Source organism: Pseudomonas mercuritolerans, from assembly GCF_025706525.1.
GTDB classification, from domain to species: Bacteria; Pseudomonadota; Gammaproteobacteria; order Pseudomonadales; family Pseudomonadaceae; genus Aquipseudomonas; species Aquipseudomonas mercuritolerans.
The window spans coordinates 256814-272816 of the sequence record NZ_JAMSHA010000003.1 but is presented as its reverse complement, the minus strand read 5'-3'; the positions used below and the strand labels follow the sequence as shown (position 1 = coordinate 272816).

General features: G+C 58.8%; 20 protein-coding genes. 12 read left to right on the top strand and 8 right to left on the bottom strand.

Annotated features, from left to right (window positions below):
- Positions 1 to 6: 6 nt before the first annotated feature.
- The gene (locus tag ND528_RS09670; RefSeq protein ID WP_263470205.1) at positions 7 to 942 is read right to left on the bottom strand and encodes a DMT family transporter; all 936 of its coding nucleotides are present in this window, start codon (positions 940 to 942) and stop codon (positions 7 to 9) included.
- Positions 943 to 1027: 85 nt separating this feature from the next.
- Between ND528_RS09670 and ND528_RS09665 the strand changes: the two genes are divergently transcribed.
- Both ND528_RS09665 and ND528_RS09660 read left to right on the top strand, forming a co-directional pair.
- The gene (locus ND528_RS09665; RefSeq protein ID WP_130911939.1) at positions 1028 to 1591 is read left to right on the top strand and encodes a helix-turn-helix domain-containing protein; all 564 of its coding nucleotides are present in this window, start codon (positions 1028 to 1030) and stop codon (positions 1589 to 1591) included.
- Entirely contained in the window at positions 1592 to 2995 is a 1404-nt protein-coding gene (locus ND528_RS09660) for an FAD/NAD(P)-binding protein (protein ID WP_263470204.1), read from the top strand. It begins immediately after the preceding gene.
- A gap of 202 nt (positions 2996 to 3197) precedes the next feature.
- Here ND528_RS09660 and ppnN read toward each other — a convergent pair whose 3' ends face one another.
- Positions 3198 to 4571, bottom strand: a complete 1374-nt coding sequence (ppnN, locus tag ND528_RS09655) for a nucleotide 5'-monophosphate nucleosidase PpnN (protein ID WP_137214929.1) — start codon at positions 4569 to 4571, stop codon at positions 3198 to 3200.
- A gap of 223 nt (positions 4572 to 4794) precedes the next feature.
- On the opposite strand from ppnN, the gene ND528_RS09650 reads away from it, so the two are divergent.
- Entirely contained in the window at positions 4795 to 5322 is a 528-nt protein-coding gene (locus tag ND528_RS09650; RefSeq protein ID WP_130911937.1) for a DUF3087 domain-containing protein, read from the top strand.
- On the opposite strand, the gene ND528_RS09645 is transcribed toward ND528_RS09650, so the two are convergent.
- On the bottom strand, positions 5319 to 5705 hold the full coding sequence (locus tag ND528_RS09645) for a DUF2784 domain-containing protein (protein ID WP_263470203.1): 387 nt from the start codon (positions 5703 to 5705) through the stop codon (positions 5319 to 5321). The two genes, ND528_RS09650 and ND528_RS09645, sit on opposite strands and share 4 nt — an antisense overlap.
- 128 nt (positions 5706 to 5833) lie before the next feature.
- Here ND528_RS09645 and ND528_RS09640 point away from each other — a divergent pair, with 128 nt between their 5' ends.
- Positions 5834 to 5977, top strand: a complete 144-nt coding sequence (locus tag ND528_RS09640; protein WP_263470202.1) for a hypothetical protein — start codon at positions 5834 to 5836, stop codon at positions 5975 to 5977.
- A gap of 45 nt (positions 5978 to 6022) precedes the next feature.
- Here ND528_RS09640 and ND528_RS09635 read toward each other — a convergent pair whose 3' ends face one another.
- Both ND528_RS09635 and ND528_RS09630 read right to left on the bottom strand, forming a co-directional pair.
- Positions 6023 to 6295 (bottom strand): hypothetical protein, encoded by a 273-nt coding sequence (locus tag ND528_RS09635; RefSeq protein WP_042606722.1) that lies wholly within the window; start codon positions 6293 to 6295, stop codon positions 6023 to 6025.
- A gap of 263 nt (positions 6296 to 6558) precedes the next feature.
- Entirely contained in the window at positions 6559 to 7239 is a 681-nt protein-coding gene (locus tag ND528_RS09630; protein WP_263470201.1) for an SOS response-associated peptidase, read from the bottom strand.
- Positions 7240 to 7394: 155 nt separating this feature from the next.
- Between ND528_RS09630 and ND528_RS09625 the strand changes: the two genes are divergently transcribed.
- The 3 genes from ND528_RS09625 to ND528_RS09615 all read left to right on the top strand — a co-directional run bounded on the left by ND528_RS09625 (position 7395) and on the right by ND528_RS09615 (position 9721).
- Positions 7395 to 8342 (top strand): ABC transporter substrate-binding protein, encoded by a 948-nt coding sequence (locus ND528_RS09625; protein WP_137214933.1) that lies wholly within the window; start codon positions 7395 to 7397, stop codon positions 8340 to 8342.
- Positions 8343 to 8472: 130 nt separating this feature from the next.
- Positions 8473 to 9372, top strand: a complete 900-nt coding sequence (locus ND528_RS09620) for a polysaccharide deacetylase family protein (RefSeq protein ID WP_263470200.1) — start codon at positions 8473 to 8475, stop codon at positions 9370 to 9372.
- A 106-nt stretch (positions 9373 to 9478) separates the two neighbouring features.
- Positions 9479 to 9721 carry a DUF1652 domain-containing protein gene (locus ND528_RS09615; protein WP_130911932.1) on the top strand — a complete coding sequence of 81 codons (243 nt, stop codon included), beginning with the start codon at positions 9479 to 9481 and terminating at the stop codon, positions 9719 to 9721.
- 3 nt (positions 9722 to 9724) lie between these two features.
- On the opposite strand, the gene ND528_RS09610 is transcribed toward ND528_RS09615, so the two are convergent.
- Positions 9725 to 10087, bottom strand: coding sequence for an NUDIX hydrolase (locus ND528_RS09610; protein WP_130911931.1), 363 nt, complete (start codon positions 10085 to 10087; stop codon positions 9725 to 9727).
- 220 nt (positions 10088 to 10307) lie between these two features.
- On the opposite strand from ND528_RS09610, the gene ND528_RS09605 reads away from it, so the two are divergent.
- On the top strand, positions 10308 to 10505 hold the full coding sequence (locus tag ND528_RS09605; protein WP_263470199.1) for a DUF2188 domain-containing protein: 198 nt from the start codon (positions 10308 to 10310) through the stop codon (positions 10503 to 10505).
- A gap of 57 nt (positions 10506 to 10562) precedes the next feature.
- On the opposite strand, the gene ND528_RS09600 is transcribed toward ND528_RS09605, so the two are convergent.
- Complete coding sequence (locus ND528_RS09600) at positions 10563 to 10802, bottom strand: hypothetical protein (RefSeq protein WP_041480783.1); 240 nt, start codon at positions 10800 to 10802, stop codon at positions 10563 to 10565.
- Between the two features lie 184 nt (positions 10803 to 10986).
- Between ND528_RS09600 and ND528_RS09595 the strand changes: the two genes are divergently transcribed.
- Positions 10987 to 11322 (top strand): hypothetical protein, encoded by a 336-nt coding sequence (locus tag ND528_RS09595; protein WP_137214936.1) that lies wholly within the window; start codon positions 10987 to 10989, stop codon positions 11320 to 11322.
- A 189-nt stretch (positions 11323 to 11511) separates the two neighbouring features.
- The gene (locus tag ND528_RS09590) at positions 11512 to 12156 is read left to right on the top strand and encodes a DUF6338 family protein (RefSeq protein ID WP_263470198.1); all 645 of its coding nucleotides are present in this window, start codon (positions 11512 to 11514) and stop codon (positions 12154 to 12156) included.
- Between the two features lie 104 nt (positions 12157 to 12260).
- On the opposite strand, the gene ND528_RS09585 is transcribed toward ND528_RS09590, so the two are convergent.
- On the bottom strand, positions 12261 to 13160 hold the full coding sequence (locus ND528_RS09585) for a LysR family transcriptional regulator (protein WP_263470197.1): 900 nt from the start codon (positions 13158 to 13160) through the stop codon (positions 12261 to 12263).
- Between the two features lie 119 nt (positions 13161 to 13279).
- Between ND528_RS09585 and ND528_RS09580 the strand changes: the two genes are divergently transcribed.
- Both ND528_RS09580 and ND528_RS09575 read left to right on the top strand, forming a co-directional pair.
- Positions 13280 to 14647: an MFS transporter gene (locus ND528_RS09580; RefSeq protein WP_263470196.1), complete on the top strand. Its 1368-nt coding sequence runs from the start codon at positions 13280 to 13282 to the stop codon at positions 14645 to 14647.
- 30 nt (positions 14648 to 14677) lie between these two features.
- A complete protein-coding gene (locus ND528_RS09575) occupies positions 14678 to 15952 on the top strand; it encodes a glucarate dehydratase family protein (protein WP_263470195.1) in 1275 nt (424 codons plus the stop codon).
- Positions 15953 to 16003 lie beyond the last annotated feature (51 nt).

Here is a 16003-nt window from a genome sequence, read left to right as displayed (position 1 = left end):
TGCGGGTCACCCCTGCGTTTCCCGCTCCAACTCAGCTTCTGCCTCGGTGGACCTTCCCTTGGTCTTCAACTCACTGACTATCACCGCCGCAACGATCAACCCCGCGCCCACCAGTGCAATCGCCGGCAAACGCTCCCCGGCAATCCGACCAACGATTCCGGCCCATACCGGCTCACCGGCATAGATCAACGTCGCCCGAGTCGGCGAAACGCTCTTCTGCGCCCAGTTCATCGCCACCTGGATCGCCGCACTCGCCGCGCCCAGGCCCAAAGCCGTCGCCAGCAATAACCAGGAAAACTCCGGAATCACTTCGCCGGTCGGCACCACCAGCAGGAACGACAACACCGACGTCACCGCCAGTTGCACCACCGTCACTCGCCGTACATCAACCTGCCCGGCGAACGTGCTGATCAGAATGATTTCGGCCGCGATCGCAACGGCGCTGATCAATGTCGCGATTTCTCCGGGACTGAAATTCAGCGCGGCACCCGACGGGCCCGACAACAGCATCAGTCCGGTAAACGCCAGCATGATTCCGATACTTGGCATCAACCCTGGACGCCGACCCAGCACCAGCCACTGCAGCAGCGGCACGAACGGCACGTATAGTGCGGTAATAAATGCCGACTGACTGCTCGGAATACTTTGCAGCCCAACAGTCTGCAGGCCGTAACCGAGCATGATCGCCACGCCGATGAACGATCCAGCCTTCACTTCGAACAAGGTCAGTTCACGCAAGTGACGCCATGAAAACATCGCCACAATCGCCGCTGCTGCGGCGAAGCGCAGGCCGACGAAAAACATCGGGCCGCTGACCGTCATGGCATGTTGCACAATCAGAAACGTGCCGCCCCAGATCATGGTGATCAGCACCAGCACGCACTCGGCTTTGCTGAAGTGGGAGAAGCGGATTCGGGACGCAGAATTGTTTGGCGACATCATGACCTTGCGCACATTAAAAGGGAGGCCGCACAATGCCGCCAACGTTGCGCAGTATACTGCCCAACCCCACCGAGTGAGCAATATAGTGCACAAAGATTTGACTCAGCGAGCCTCCGTTCTGCAACACGTCAGCCAGAACGTTCGACGCCTGCGCCATGCTGCGGATATGAGCCAGACCGCACTGGCAGAAAAATCCGGGGTGAGCCGACGGATGCTGGTAGCAATCGAGGCAGGAGAAAAGAATGTCAGCCTGACCACGCTTGATCGCGTTGCCGAAGCGCTCGACGTTGCCTTCAGTGATCTGATCCAGGCGCACGATGCGCGCGATCCGAGCCGTATCAACGAGGTTGCCTGGGCGGGCACGATTCCCGGCAGCAGAGCCGTGCTACTGTCCAAAGCCACCGCGAGCCGCGAAGTCGAGCAATGGGAGTGGTGCCTGCAACCGGGCGAAGTTTATCCGTCGCAACCGGACGCCGATGGCTGGAGCGAGCAGATTTACGTATTTGAGGGTTGCCTGACGCTGATGCTCGGCGAGCAGCCGCAGCACATCAACAAAGGAGAGTTTTTCATGTTCGCCAGCAATCAGCCGCATGCCTACCGCAACGATGGCGATGTGGCCGCGCGGTTCGTACGTAATGTGGTGATTTGAATGGAGCAGCCTGCGGAGATCCTGATCATCGGCGGCGGCCTCAGTGGCGCGATGCTGGCGGTGCAATTGTTACGCCTGCCTGGGCAACGAAGGATTCTGATCATCGAGCCGCGCGCTGAACTGGGCCGGGGCGAGGCTTACAGTGCCGTCGAGTTGGGGCATACGCTGAACGGCAACGCGGCGCGGATGAGCGTCGACCCGGATAATCCTGATGATCTGACGCAGTGGCTGACCGCGCATATTGCCGGCGGCGGCTGGCCGGAGTCGGCTGAGCAGGATGTGCCGGTTAGTGAACTGTTTCCGCCTCGAGGCTTGTTCGGCGTGTACGTGCAACAGCGTCTGGCCGAAGCCAGAGCAGTGGGTACGCTGCAAGGTTCGACCGTTGAACATTTCTGTGCTGAAGCCGTCGACCTGCAAGTTGATGCTGGTTCAGTGCAGCTCACCTTGAGCGATGGCCAGATTTTGCGTGGATCGCAGGCAGTGCTGGCCACCGGCATGTATCCTGCCGCTCGCACGCCGCAGACGCAATCCAGTGGCCTTAACGCCGCCGCGCTCGATCCTTGGGATGTGGCGGCCATGCGTGAACTCGACCCGCAGTCCACCGTGCTGATCATCGGCTCCGGTCTGACCATGGTTGATGCCGTGGTGTCGCTCGAGCAGGCCGGGCATCGCGGGCCGATCGAGGTGTTCTCCCGGCATGGCCTGCTGCCGCACGTGCGCCGTCAACCGCCGGCCTGGGTGGATTTTCTGGCAGCAGATCACAGCATCCGTACGCCCCGCCAGTTGTTGCGCGAATTGCGCCGACATTGTCGCGACGCAATCGCCCAAGGCATCGACTGGCAGGCGCCGCTGGATACGGTTCGCGCGCACATCGCGCGGTTGTGGAGTCAGGCGACTGACGTGCAGCGTCGACAATTCGTACGGCATGTACGGCCATGGTGGGAGAGTCATCACCATCGTTCGCCGCCACTGAGTGCCGAGTTGATCGAACGGCTGCACCAAGAAGGGCGCTTGCGCATTCATGCAGCGTCGTTCAAGGGCATTGAGCCCGGCGCGGGCGATGCTGTGACCATTCGCATCCGTCCGCGGGGTGAGACTGAAACATCTACAGTGAGCGGTGCGGCGCTGATCAACTCCAGCGGTATCGAATACGACTGGCGGCGAGTCGCACGACCGTTGCCGCAGCAATTGCTGGCGCGGGGACTGGTGCAGCCGGGGCCGCTGGCGCTGGGGATCACAGCAAAGGACGGCGCAGTGGTGGATGCCGAAGGGCAGGTGAGCGCTCGGTTGTTCGCCATGGGCCCGCCGTTGCGCGGGATGTGGTGGGAGAGTACGGCGGTGACGGACGTCGCTGCGCAGGCCAAAGCGTTGGCTCGGCGGTTGGTGGATAGCCCGAAAGATTGATGTGTTCTTTCGGGCTTCTTCGCGAGCAGGCTCGCTCCCACAGGGGGAATTTAGGTTGTGACTACAATTTGCGCCACACCATAAATCCTGTGGGAGCGAGCTTGCTCGCGAAAGCCTCGTCTGATTCAACGTCTCTGTTGAATGAAAGACCGCTATCGCTGGCAAGCTAGCTCCCACATTGGGTGTGCGTTACGACTTGAAATTACGCGACGACGCGATAACACGGCACATACGCCGCGCCGCCCGGCAACTTCATCCGGTGCTGAGCGACGAAGGCCTTTAGCAGCGCATCAAGCGGCTGCATGATCGCCGCATCACCACGGATCTGATATGGCCCGTGCTCTTCGATCAGGCGAATGCCCTTGTCCTTGACGTTACCAGCGACAATTCCGGAAAACGCCCGACGCAGGTTGGCGGCCAATTCGTGGGCCGGCTGGTCGCGATGCAGTTTCAGGTTGGCCATGTTTTCGTGGGTCGGATCGAACGGGCGCTGGAAGCCCTCGTCGATCTTCAGCAGCCAGTTGAAGTGGAACGCGTCGTTACGCTCGCGGCGGAACTGCTTCACCGCTTTCAAGCCTTGAGTCATCTGCCGCGCCACTTCGGCCGGGTCGTCGATGATGATCTCGTAATGCTGCTTCGCCGCTTCGCCAAGGGTTGCAATGACGAACGCATCCAGCTGTTCGAGATACGGCGCAGCGTTCTTCGGCCCGGTGAGGATCACCGGGAACGGCAGACCTTCATTGCCCGGGTGCATCAGGATGCCGAGCAGGTACAGGAACTCTTCGGCCGTACCGGCGCCGCCCGGGAAAATGATGATGCCGTGGCCCACACGGACGAAGGCTTCCAGACGCTTTTCGATGTCCGGCAGGATCACCAGCTCATTGACGATCGGGTTAGGCGCTTCGGCGGCGATGATGCCTGGCTCGGTCAGGCCGAGGTAGCGACCGCCGTGAATGCGCTGCTTGGCATGGGCGATGGTTGCGCCCTTCATTGGGCCTTTCATCACGCCCGGACCGCAACCGGTGCAGATGTCGAGGCTGCGCAAGCCCAGTTCATGGCCGACTTTCTTGGTGTATTTGTATTCTTCGGTGTTGATCGAGTGGCCACCCCAGCACACCACGATCTTCGGTTCGACGCCCGGGCGCAGGGTGCGCGCGTTGCGCAGCAGGTGGAACACGTAGTCGCTGATGCCCTGGGAATTACTCAGGTCGATGCGCTGGCTGTCGAGTTCGTTTTCGGTGTAGACGATGTCGCGCAGGGCGCTGAAGAGCATTTCGCGGGTGCTCGCGATCATCTCGCCATCGACGAACGCGTCGGCCGGAGCGTTCAGCAGCTCCAGGCGCACACCGCGATCCTGTTGGTGAATGCGGATCTCGAAGTCCTTGTAGGCTTCGAGGATGGTCTTGGCATTGTCGACATGTGCGCCAGTGTTGAGGATGGCCAGGGCGCACTGGCGGAAGAGGGTATAGGTGCTGCCGGATCCGGCTTCGCTCAGTTGCTGAACTTCACGTTGAGAAAGGGTTTCCAGGCTGCCTTTCGGGCTGACCGAGGCATTGATTACGTGTCGTTGGGTCATGCAGTGATCCTTAAAACGATGTCATCCACAACGCAGCGGATGGCATCCGAATAGTGTGTATCCATGAATGAAGATGGCACGATCTGCGCTGTACCGCCATGTCCCCGTTGGACGCTGAAAAGATGAAAAGGAGCCCCAGCATAGCTAAAACCCGGTGCGATGCGATAATGCGCCGGCGAGTTTTTTCCGTTGCGCCTTTTGTCACTCAGGGAAGTCATTTTCGATGTTCGAGATTCAGCCGATGGACCCCGCTACCTTTCGTCAGCAGACCCGCCGCAGCACGATCATCATCGCCGTGCTGTTTCTGCTGTTGGCCATGCTGTTTTCGTCTGTTGCGGTAGCAGTGTTCGGTGAGCCGGACGGCGATAATCTGCGCTTCAATGTTGGCGGCGTATTCGTGGCATTCCTGCTGACGGCGGCGCTGTTGCGCGGGCGGTTCTGGCACCAGACCTGGATGGCCCCGGCGGTGTACAGCTGGCGCCTCAAGCGCAATCTGATGAGCATCACCAATGTCATGCATCAGGTGACAGCGGCGGTGCAGAACAACGATCCGACGGCGATGAAGGTGTTGCGTTTCTATCACCTCGGATTGCTGCAAATGCATGAGCTGGACGGCAACTCCAGCGAACATGGACAACTGCGTGACGAAGTCGAACAGCACAAGACGCGGATGCAGGCGCAGGGCCTCGATCCTGACCAGCCACGCTTCGATCCGCAGTGGCTGGAGACGTTGAAGCCAGCCGCGCGTTAAAACGGAATGCGTCGGGCGCGGCGCAGTTTCCACGAGCGCAGCAGTCGTGCGTACACCAGCAGGTTGACCGCCAGCACCACGCTGCCGAGTGCCAGTTGTATCTGCGGGGTCAGACCGGCCGGGTAAATGATCGGCCAGACGTAGTGCTCAATAAAGCCACCGGCGTACTCGGTCTGCCCGGCCGCGTGGCGCATCAGGTTTTCCCAGTAGGTCAGCGGACAAGTCAGGTGCAACACCTCGACCGCCACTCCCCATGCGGCCGCTGGCAAATGCAGCCATAGCAGCCGTGGCCAGCGCAGCACCAACAGCCCGCCGAACAGCACGAACAAGATGAAACACAGGTGAAACAGCACCAGCCCGTCGGCGGCGATTCGGTAAAGCATGGCGTCTTCCTGACGTTAAAGATGGATGGCGCTATGGTACGCCGCGCGGGACAACATTCGGTGGTGAATTTGGGCGAAGAAATGTGTTCTACCCTTAACAATGATCAACTGTTGTGAGGGCAGTGGACATGGCAAACGAGCAAACGCGTCCGGAAGAAGATGAGCCAACAGAGGAAGAGATCGAGCGGCAAAATAGACAGGAAAAAACCTGGAAGCACGATGACAGCCGCGAGCTGTCGGACCGCGATCAGGAGCGTCCTTTGAAACCTTGAACAACGCATGTGAAGAGCCCCGCAGTCAGCGGGGCTCTTCGCGTTTCAGAGGTCTTCCAGCTGCGTGAAGTCCGGGTATGTCGCGCGATACCCCAACGTTCGATCGATCCACGCATTGAGCTCATTGACCATCACCGGCGGATGGCCGGGATAACCCTCAAGGGTGCTGCGCAGGGTGCGTTCGATGTCGGGCACGCTGTGCAGGTTTCGGGTCTTGATGTAATGGCCGATAAAACAGTCGAGTTCCAGGCGTTCTGTCTTGGACAGATGGACACACTTCAGGCCGCTGACCTGTTTGATTGCAAAATCGTCGCTCACTTATTTCTCTGCAAGGCTTGAAAGTTGTTGATGGATTCCTGATTTATTTGACTCTTTGGTCAACTGGTATACCAATCGGAAAGGCGGCGCGCATGCTATCCGCAGTACGGAAAAATGTATGTATGACTGTCGAAATGTCTGACAGGCGGTTGATTCGCTCAAACGGCTGTTTCATGAGGGTTGTATCGCGGGTGAAACACTTTCTGTAACGCGGGGGACTCAGCGGAGCCGTTGGTTGATTAACGCAAGGATGCACGGATCATTTAGTCGACTCGCTCTATCAACTGCGCACCCTGATTACGCGTATTACCGACCGCTTTGCCGACCTTGTACCACTCGAAGGCCTCGCTGGGCTCGCCCTCAAACAGCAACATCTGCTCGGCGCGGTCCACTGGCGTAGCCGGATCAAGCCATTCCCGAGCTCGCGCCGAATCGAAAACCACGGGGCGGCGATCATGAATATCGAGCATGCCGCCCAGGCTGTCGGCGGTGATGATGACGAATCCATCGTCCTCCCTCGGCGCAGATCCCGGTGCCGGAAATTGGCCGATGCCCGCGCAGAAAACCGGGGTGTGGTCCGCGCGACGAATCAACCACGGCTGTCGGGATTTTTCCCCGCTATCAACCCACTCGAACCAGTTGTCCACCGGCACGATCAACCGCTGCCGCCAGATCGCCCGGAAGAACGCGCCGTGGGCGACTTTTTCCACCCGAGCGTTGATGGGCGGGGCACGATCCCTGGCCCAGTGCGGGCGCCAGCCCCAGCGCAAATTGTCGGCATGGATGGCCCGTTCGTGTTGATGCAGAACCGCCAGCGCCGTGGTGGGCGCCGCGTTGTAGCGATCCAGCGGCGCATCGCCAACGTGATTGATCAAAGCATCGGGGATGCTCAACACCGCAACGAAATCGTGAATGCCGCGGTACTGCGTGAGTCTTCCGCACATGACTGAAATCTCCTCGAGGAAATTTCAGTCTAGTTGCATCTGCGCTACCGATTCGAAGCCATAAAAATAGTGTGCTTAGGTTATGCGAATTTAGAATTTAAACATCGAAATCAAGAGCGTTATCGTCTATGCAATTCCCATTTGCAGGACTCGCCATGAAGCTGTCTCGTTTCCTATGTCGCGCGCTGACCGTTGCCTTGTTGACCTCGCCACTGGCGTACGCCGCCGCGCCCGTGGTCCTGCATATTGGCGATCAAAACTACTACAACATCCGTGCATCGATTGAAGCGTCAGGCGTATTGAAAGACGCGCCTTATACGGTTGACTGGAAGCACTTCCAGGCCGCAGCACCGCTTGCCGAAGCGCTACAGACCGGCTCGCTGGATCTTGGTTTTCTTGGCGACTCGGGTTTCCTGTTTCTTGCGGCCAAACAGGCGCCGGTGAAACTGATCGGCGTGTCGCGACAGAACCCGGACACTATCGCTTTGCTGGTACCAAAGGATTCGCCGGTGAAAACCATTGCCGATCTAAAGGGCAAAAAGGTCGCCTACTGGCCGGGAGCCTGGAGTCAGCAACTGACTTTGCGCGCGCTGGAGCAGGGCGGGTTACCGGAAAACTACGTCGACTTCGTCAAGCTGATGCCGATCGACGCGGCCGCCGCGCTGCCACAGGGCAGCATTGACGCCTTTCCAGTGTGGGAACCATACATCTCGCAACAGATCGTATTCTCCGGTGCGCGGCCGATTCTGACGGCGAAAAACCTGATGCCAGGGCTCAGCGCCATCGCTGCTTCGACACCCTCCATCGACAGCAAGCGTGCGGCGATTGCCGATTTTCTCGGACGATTGAAACAGGCGCGCGCCTGGGTTGATAACCACACCGACGAGTACGCTGACCTCTGGGCGAAAAAGGCCAACCTCGATCAACAGGTCTCACGACATTGGTTACGCCAGGCGCACATGAGCGTCGGGCCGGTGGATCAACAGGCGGCTGCGGATCTGCAGAGCACGGCGGACTTCCTGTTCAAAGTCAAGGCACTGCCGGCACCGCTGGCCACGGCGGGCATCATCGACACTTCATTTCAACAAGCCTTGACGCACTGAAAACCAGCACCGGAACCAAACCCTGTGTACCGTATCCAACCTGCGCTCGCAGATAGCTGCGCAGGGATGGACAAAGGGCGAGGGAGTTTTGCCATTCGATCACACGACGGCCGCGGCCTCAGGGCAAGACATGATTTCCGGATGCAAACTTCTTTGTGCTGCGCTCATCGCGTTGAGTCTGGCCGGCTGCATCGCCGCGCCGATCGAAATGACCGCGCAAACCGAGAGCCGTCTGCGAGCCCAGGCGCCCGTGCGTTTCCTGCTGACGTTCGATGATGGTCCAAGCGCTTCAGGATTCTGGAATCCCACCGCCACTGTTCTCGACAGCCTCAAAAGCAATCCGGTGCAAGCAGACATCAAAGCCGTGTTTTTTGTGCAGACCCGAGCACCCAGGGCAGGCGACAGCGAGATCGGCCGCAGCCTGATGCATCGCGAACAGGCAGAGGGACATATTCTCGCTTTTCACACCGCGACCCACTGGCACACCAACCATCGCTCACTCGACCCGCAGGAACTGGAGCAGTCGCTGACCGATGGCAGTGCTGACATCGCCGCGATCACCGGGGCGCCGCCCAAGCTGTTGCGCCCGCCGTTCTGGAACTATGACAAACGCACATTTTCGGCCTATCAGAAACATGGCTTGCACGTCTTGCTCACGGATTTGAGTGCCAATGACGGCAAGATTTGGGGCTTTAACGCCAGCCCGCGGCGCCGCGCAAACATGCTGCGGCAGTTATCGGAAGTGCGCGAACGTATCGCCCTTGGTCAATTGCCCACGGTAGACGGCGTGATTCCGCTGGTCGTGACGTTCCATGATCTCAATCGTTACACGGCGTGCCACACCCGGGAATATCTGCAGATTCTGCTCGATAGCGCGGCGGCGACCGGGGTCAGACTGGCGGACAAGCCGTTCTACGACGATCAGGCCGCGCTGGAAAAAGCCGCGCTGGCGCGTACTGTTCAGCAAAGCGCTGAACCGGTGAATCTGCCCGGAATGTGGAACTGGATCTGGGATCACGACGCGCATTGAGTGCCGTGAGTACTTTGTGATCGACTTGGCATTTGCGGGCCGGGCAATAAGCACTTCCTGCATCTATGCTCGATGGATCGATTCTCCGCCTGCGAGGCGCCCGTCCATGCTTGCCATTGCCGATATTTGCCGCATCGTCGAGTCAGGCTTTCCCACGTACAAATGTGATTGCGCGCCAACGGAGCAGGGGTTGTTGCGCATCAAGGTGTATGAGCCGGGCAGCGGGCGTGTAGAACTGTTGCTGGATGGCGTATCTCCCGAGCATCTGGTCACGATTCGCGATATTTCCAACTTCATCGGTGAGTTGCGCACGGAAATCAACGCGGGGCGCCGAGCTTTCGCCGGTTGATCGCTATAAACGCCGTTGAAAGGCCCGCACGATGCGCCGTGTCGCGTCGTTGGTCTCAAGATTGTGCACGGCATCGAGCGGAAACCAGATGCAGTCGACGATTTCGTTCTGTGGGCGGACATCGTCAATGTTGACCACCGAAGCCTCATAGACGTGATGCCGCGTACTCCCCGACTGCAGATCCATCAAGTACAGCACTTCGTCAGCATTCAACCCGGTTTCTTCCTGCAATTCGCGCACGGCCGCCGCCGCACGGGTTTCCCCGGGCTCGACCTTGCCGCCGGGCAATGACCAGTGATGGCGGGGTTTGCGAACCAGGAGGATGTGCCGATCCTGCTCGCAAATGACGGTGGCGCGTACTTTCATGAATGCCCTGCTGGTGCGTGTCATAAAACTGTAATCAAACCGCAATATTCGAGCCGCATGCGGGTTTAAAGGTTCCCTCTGAATTGGGAGCCATTTCGACACGGAAAAGTGCCAGCCTATTGACGGGACGGCGCGCGATATCCGGTTTACAGCGCAGCGGGGAGCGGGTGTAAGGTGAGCACTTACACCGAAAATACCCGTTGGCAAAAAGGAGGTGCTCATGAGCATTCCAATGCTGAACAAGCTGCACATGAACGGTTACGACGTGCTTAGCGTGAACAACGGCCCATGGCGGGTCTGCACTGAAGGTGATCGACTGGCGTCATTTACCAGCAGGGAAGAGGCGATGGCCTATGCGGCAGCGCTTCCCGGTTACAGGCAACGTTCCAGGCAGGTGCAAAGGCAAAATGTCAGTTGACGCGTTGTAACGAAAAAGCCCCGGGTGCGTCCCGGGGCTTGCTGTTTGAACTACGTCTCAGTGAACCTTGATTCGGCTGATGGTCCGGGCTTTTACCTCCTTGGCATAGATCTGCAATCTCTCCTCGTCGCTTTGCAGGATTTCGCAAGAACGCAACACAGTCTGGGCGTCTGCCTCGTTACCGGATTTGCGCAGCTGTTCGGCGATGCGCTTGAGGTCGACTGCCGACCACCTCAGGTCCGACGCCACGCTTTGCAGATCCCGTTGAAGTTCGTGTTCATATTCATTGAGCCGCATGATCACCTCCAGAACATTCTCGGTAGAAAAGAGTAGTCGCATTTTTGCAGATGCAGCCAGGTCATCTGACGCCCGGCTGAACGGATGTGAAAAATTGTCCAATCGTCGGTAACGGCGGGGTGCCACGATGGATGTGCACACGGTTAAACGGTACATTCACGTTTTTTCGAAACAGGTAAACAGCATGCGCGTATGGATCGGCACTTTGAGCCTGGCTCTGTTGACGGGTTGCTCGTTACCGGCGTCGTTGGTACCAGGTGAGCCAAACCTCAGCAAGACCAGTGAAAAGCCTCCCAGGGAATATGCTGCGTGTTTGTTACCGTTGTGGCAGAAGGACGTCGCGAAGACTTCTCAGGCGTCGATTTCCAACGGCTACCGGATTACCGCGCCGAGCATCATCACGGCGGATGAAATTCTCGATATCGTCAAATATAAAAACGGAAGCAAAGTGTCCCTCTACCAGGGGCCGCCATGGGCCAAGTCCGGGTCGCTGCGCCAATCGGTGCGTGATTGCCTTTAGAAAAGGCGCTCGATTCGCAAAAAAGGCAGACACCGAAGTTCGTTGTCTGCCTTTTTTCATGGGATGGAGGCTGCGGCCAGCCACCGCAATGGTCTGTGACAGTTATCCGGGAAGCGCTGCCGGATCCTTGACTAGGCTTTGAATGTCGGCCCGTGACGGGATCGGCATGACTCAAAGGAGCCTCGGATCATGGATGATCTGGTCAAGGAAATCATTCCGCTGTTGCAGTACCTCATCCCCGGGTTTCTATCGACCTGGATCTTCTATTCCCTCACTGCATTCAAGCGACCGGATACGTTTGGGCAGATCGTGCAGGCGCTGATATTTACATTTGTGATTCAGGGCGCGGTGTTGGCAGTGGGCAACCTGTGCCTGTGGATCGGCTCGACAGGGGTTTCATTAGGAAGCTGGAATGATCGGGCGCAAACACTCTGGGCATTTGTGTTTTCGCTGTTGCTGGGTTTGTTTGCCTGTTACCTGGCTACGAGTGACAAATTGCACGGCTGGTTACGTAAGCGAAACGTCACGAAACAATCTTCTTTCCCCAGTGAATGGTTCTGCGCTTTCGCCCAGCATGAGCGCTTCATAACCCTGCATTTAAACGACGAAAGGCGCGTATTTGGCTGGCCGGTCGAGTGGCCACGGGAATCATCCAATGGTCAGTTCGTCATGAAATATCCGCGTTGGCTCACGGATGATGGCCAACCTGTATCTATTGGCGCGGAGTTTTTATTGATAGATTCCGCGAAAGTCAAATGGGTCGAGTTCAGCCCAGTATCAGAGGGATCAACATGCCAACTGCCAGAGCACCACAACCCATGCCAAAGCATTTAGAGCGACTCTTTGTCGGGCCGGACGGAAAAATGCTGGACGTGCCCTTGATCAAGGGACCCAGTGCGCCGCCGCCTCTGAAACCACGGTCTAGACGATAAGCTTCTTCAGCCCCAACCCTGCACCACCGCCCGGCGAATCGCCTCCAGCAACATCGCGAACGCCGGGTTGTCATTGTTCTCCCGCCAGATCAGATGCAGCTCGCTCTGCACCCCTTCGCCCAGATTGATCTCGCGAAACACCACATTCCTGAAGACCACGCTGGTTGCGCAGCGCGGTACCAGCGCCAGACCCATGCCAGCGTTGACCAGCGCCAGAATCGTCAGCGACGAGCCCAGCCACTGCACGTAATCCGGCGCCACCCGCGCTGAACGCAGCGTGCCGGTCAACAATTCGTTGAATGGCGGATAGGCTTCATGGGAGTACATCAGGAACGGTTGTTTATCCAGATCGTTGACTGAGACCTCAGCTGCATTGGCCAACCGATGCCCGCTCGGCACCGCCAGCACAAACGGTTCGCGCACCAGGCATTCGGTGGCATAGCCCGGTTCCTGCAATGGCGCCCGGGCAATGCCCAGGTCGATGCGGCGGGCACGCAAGGCCTCGTGCTGCTGATAGGTGTTCATCTCCGCCAGATCGATTTTCACCTGAGGCTGTTTTAGTCGCGCTTCGGCGATCACCTTGGGCAGAAACTCATACACCGCGCTGCCGACGAATGCGATGTTCACCGAACCAATGTCGCCCTCGGCAAACCGGCGTGCGGTGATCGCTGCTTGCTGGGCGCGCTCCAGCAGATTCTGCGCCTCAACGAAAAACGCCCGGCCCGCTGCCGTCAGAGCAACGCTTCGGGTGCTGCGGGTAAACAATTCGACGCCAAGGTGATGCTCCAGCAGCTGAATCTGCCGACTCAGCGGCGGCTGGGTCATGTTCAGGCGCTCGGCGGCGCGGCGGAAGTTGAGTTCGGTGGCGACCGTGGTGAAACAGCGCAGTTGGGTGAGCTCGAACATTGATCTAATCCGGGTATCAATCGAATGCCTGTTTAGATTAGACGGGATCAATGCGCGACGTCCATGATCGGCTCATTGCTTCAAGTCATCCCTAAAAAAACAAGATCGGGAGTCGCCCCTTGAAAACCCTTCAGAGTCCACCGGACATCACGGTGCTCGCCCGCGCCGCCGCCAAGGTCAAACGCCACGTGCTGCCGCTGTTCGTGGTGATGTTCATCGTCAACTACATCGACCGGGTCAACATCGGTTTCGTGCGCAGCCATCTGGAGACCGATCTGGGTATCGGCGCAGCGGCCTATGGACTGGGCGCCGGGCTGTTTTTCATCGGTTACGCACTGTTCGAAGTGCCGTCCAACATGCTGTTGCAGCGCTACGGCGCGCGGGCCTGGCTGACCCGGATCATGTTTACCTGGGGCGCTGCGGCCATGGCCATGGCGTTTGTTCAAGGTGAAACCAGTTTCTACGTGCTGCGCTTTATTCTCGGTGCGGCCGAGGCCGGGTTTTTCCCGGGGATCATTTATTACTTCACCCAATGGCTGCCAGCGTCCGAGCGCGGCAAAACCATGGCGGTGTTTCTCAGCGGCTCAGCGATTGCCTCGGTGATTTCCGGACCGGTGTCCGGTGCGCTGTTGCATATCAGCGGACTGGGCATGCACGGCTGGCAGTGGATGTTTCTCATCGAAGGCGCAGCGTCGGTGGTGTTGTGTGCTTTCGTCTGGTTCTGGCTGCAATCGCACCCGCGTCAAGCCAAGTGGCTGAGCGAGGAGGAGCGAGACGCATTGGTCGCGGCGATTGCCGAGGAGCAGCGCGCTCGCGAAGCGGTACAAGTCGCCAAGCCGTCGATGTTCAAGCTGTTGGCCGACCGGCAGATTGCGCTGTTCTGCTTCATCTATTTCTCTATTGCCCTGACCATTTACGGCGCGACGTTCTGGTTGCCGAGCATGATCAAGAAGATGGGCAACCTGGGCGATTTTCAGGTCGGGCTGCTCAATTCGATTCCGTGGATCATTTCGATTGTCGCCATGTACGTCTTCGCAGCGATGGCCGGCAAATGGAAATTCCAGCAGGCCTGGGTCGCGCTGACCCTGGTGATCGCCGCCATCGGTATGTTCATGTCGACCACCGGCGGGCCGGTGTTCGCCTTCGTCGCCATCTGCTTCGCCGCTATCGGTTTCAAAGCGGCGTCGGCGCTGTTCTGGCCGATACCGCAAAGTTATCTGGATGCGCGCATCGCTGCGGCGGTCATCGCGCTGATCAATTCCATCGGTAACCTTGGCGGCTTTGTCGCGCCGACCGCGTTCGGCATTCTCGAACAAACCACCGGTTCCATCGAGGGCGGCCTGTACGGCCTGGCGGCGACATCGCTGGTCGCCGCCGTGGTGATCTTCTTCGCCCGCACGGCGCCTGGTGCCAAAGGTAAAACCCAGGCAAAGCCAAGTGACGAAGCCGCCGTTGTCGTGCCGGCTCGTCCGGCTGCGAGCCACTGAATCGATTGTTGATCTGTCAGGAGCGTTATCTTGAAAATCACCCGCGTCAGCGTCACCCCGATTGCCTTTCGTGATCCGCCACTGCTCAACGCCAGCGGCATCCACGAACCCTTTGCCCTGCGCTCGATCATCGAGATTGAAAGTGACAACGGCTACATCGGCCTCGGCGAAAGCTACGGCGATGCACCGGCGCTGGCGATCCAGCAACAATTGCAGAGCCAGTTGATCGGCCTCGACCCGTTCAACCTCAATCAATTGCGCGCGATCGTGCAGGCCACCGTGGCGGCGAATAAACCCGCCAGCGTCGCTGGCGCCGAACTGGCCCCCGGTTCCCACGCCAGCAAAGCGGTGAGCAATGCCTACTCGGCATTCGAAGTGGCGTTTCTCGATTTGCAGGCGCACTACCTGAACGTGCCGCTGGTGGATCTGCTCGGCGGGGCGATCCGCGATGAAGTGCCGTTCAGCGCCTACCTGTTTTTTAAATACGCCGAACATATCGACTCGCCCTACAAGCCGGACAACTGGGGCGAGGCGCTGAGCGAGCAACAGATCGTCGCGCAGGCAGCGCGGATGATCGAAGCGTACGGATTCAAGAGCATCAAGCTCAAGGCCGGCACTTTGCTGCCGGAGCATGAAGTGGCTTGCATCAAGGCGCTGAAAAAAGCCTTTCCGGGTTTTCCGCTGCGCATCGACCCGAACGGCAATTGGTCACTGGAGACGGCAATTCGCATGGCCGAACTGCTCGGCGATGATCTGCAGTATTACGAAGACCCGACCCCGGGCCTTGATGGCATGGCCGAACTGCACAAACGCACCGGTCTGCCCCTGGCGACCAATATGGTCGTCACTGATTTCGACGAGTTCCGCCGCAGCGTTGCGCAGAATAGCGTGCAGATCGTCCTCGCCGACCACCATTACTGGGGTGGCCTGCGGGATACGCAGACGCTGGCAAAAATGTGCGATGTGTTTGGCCTCGGCGTGTCGATGCATTCCAACTCGCACTTGGGCATCAGCCTGATGGCCATGGCCCATGTGGCGGCGGCGGTGCCGAATCTGGATTACGCCTGCGACACCCACTACCCGTGGCAGGAGCCGGACGAGGAAGTGATCAAGGGCGGCAAGCTGCCGATTGTCGATGGCTGCGTGAAGATCACCCGTGCGCCGGGGTTGGGGTTGGAACTGGACCATGAGCAACTGGCCAAGCTGCATGATCAGTACCTGACGTGCGGGATTCGCCAGAGGGATGATGTGCGGCAGATGCAGCGGTACAAGGCGGATTGGCGGGCGGTCAAGCCGAGGTTTTGAGGTCGTTGCGACTGGCCTCTTCGCGAGCAGGCTCGCTCCCACACTTGGCAT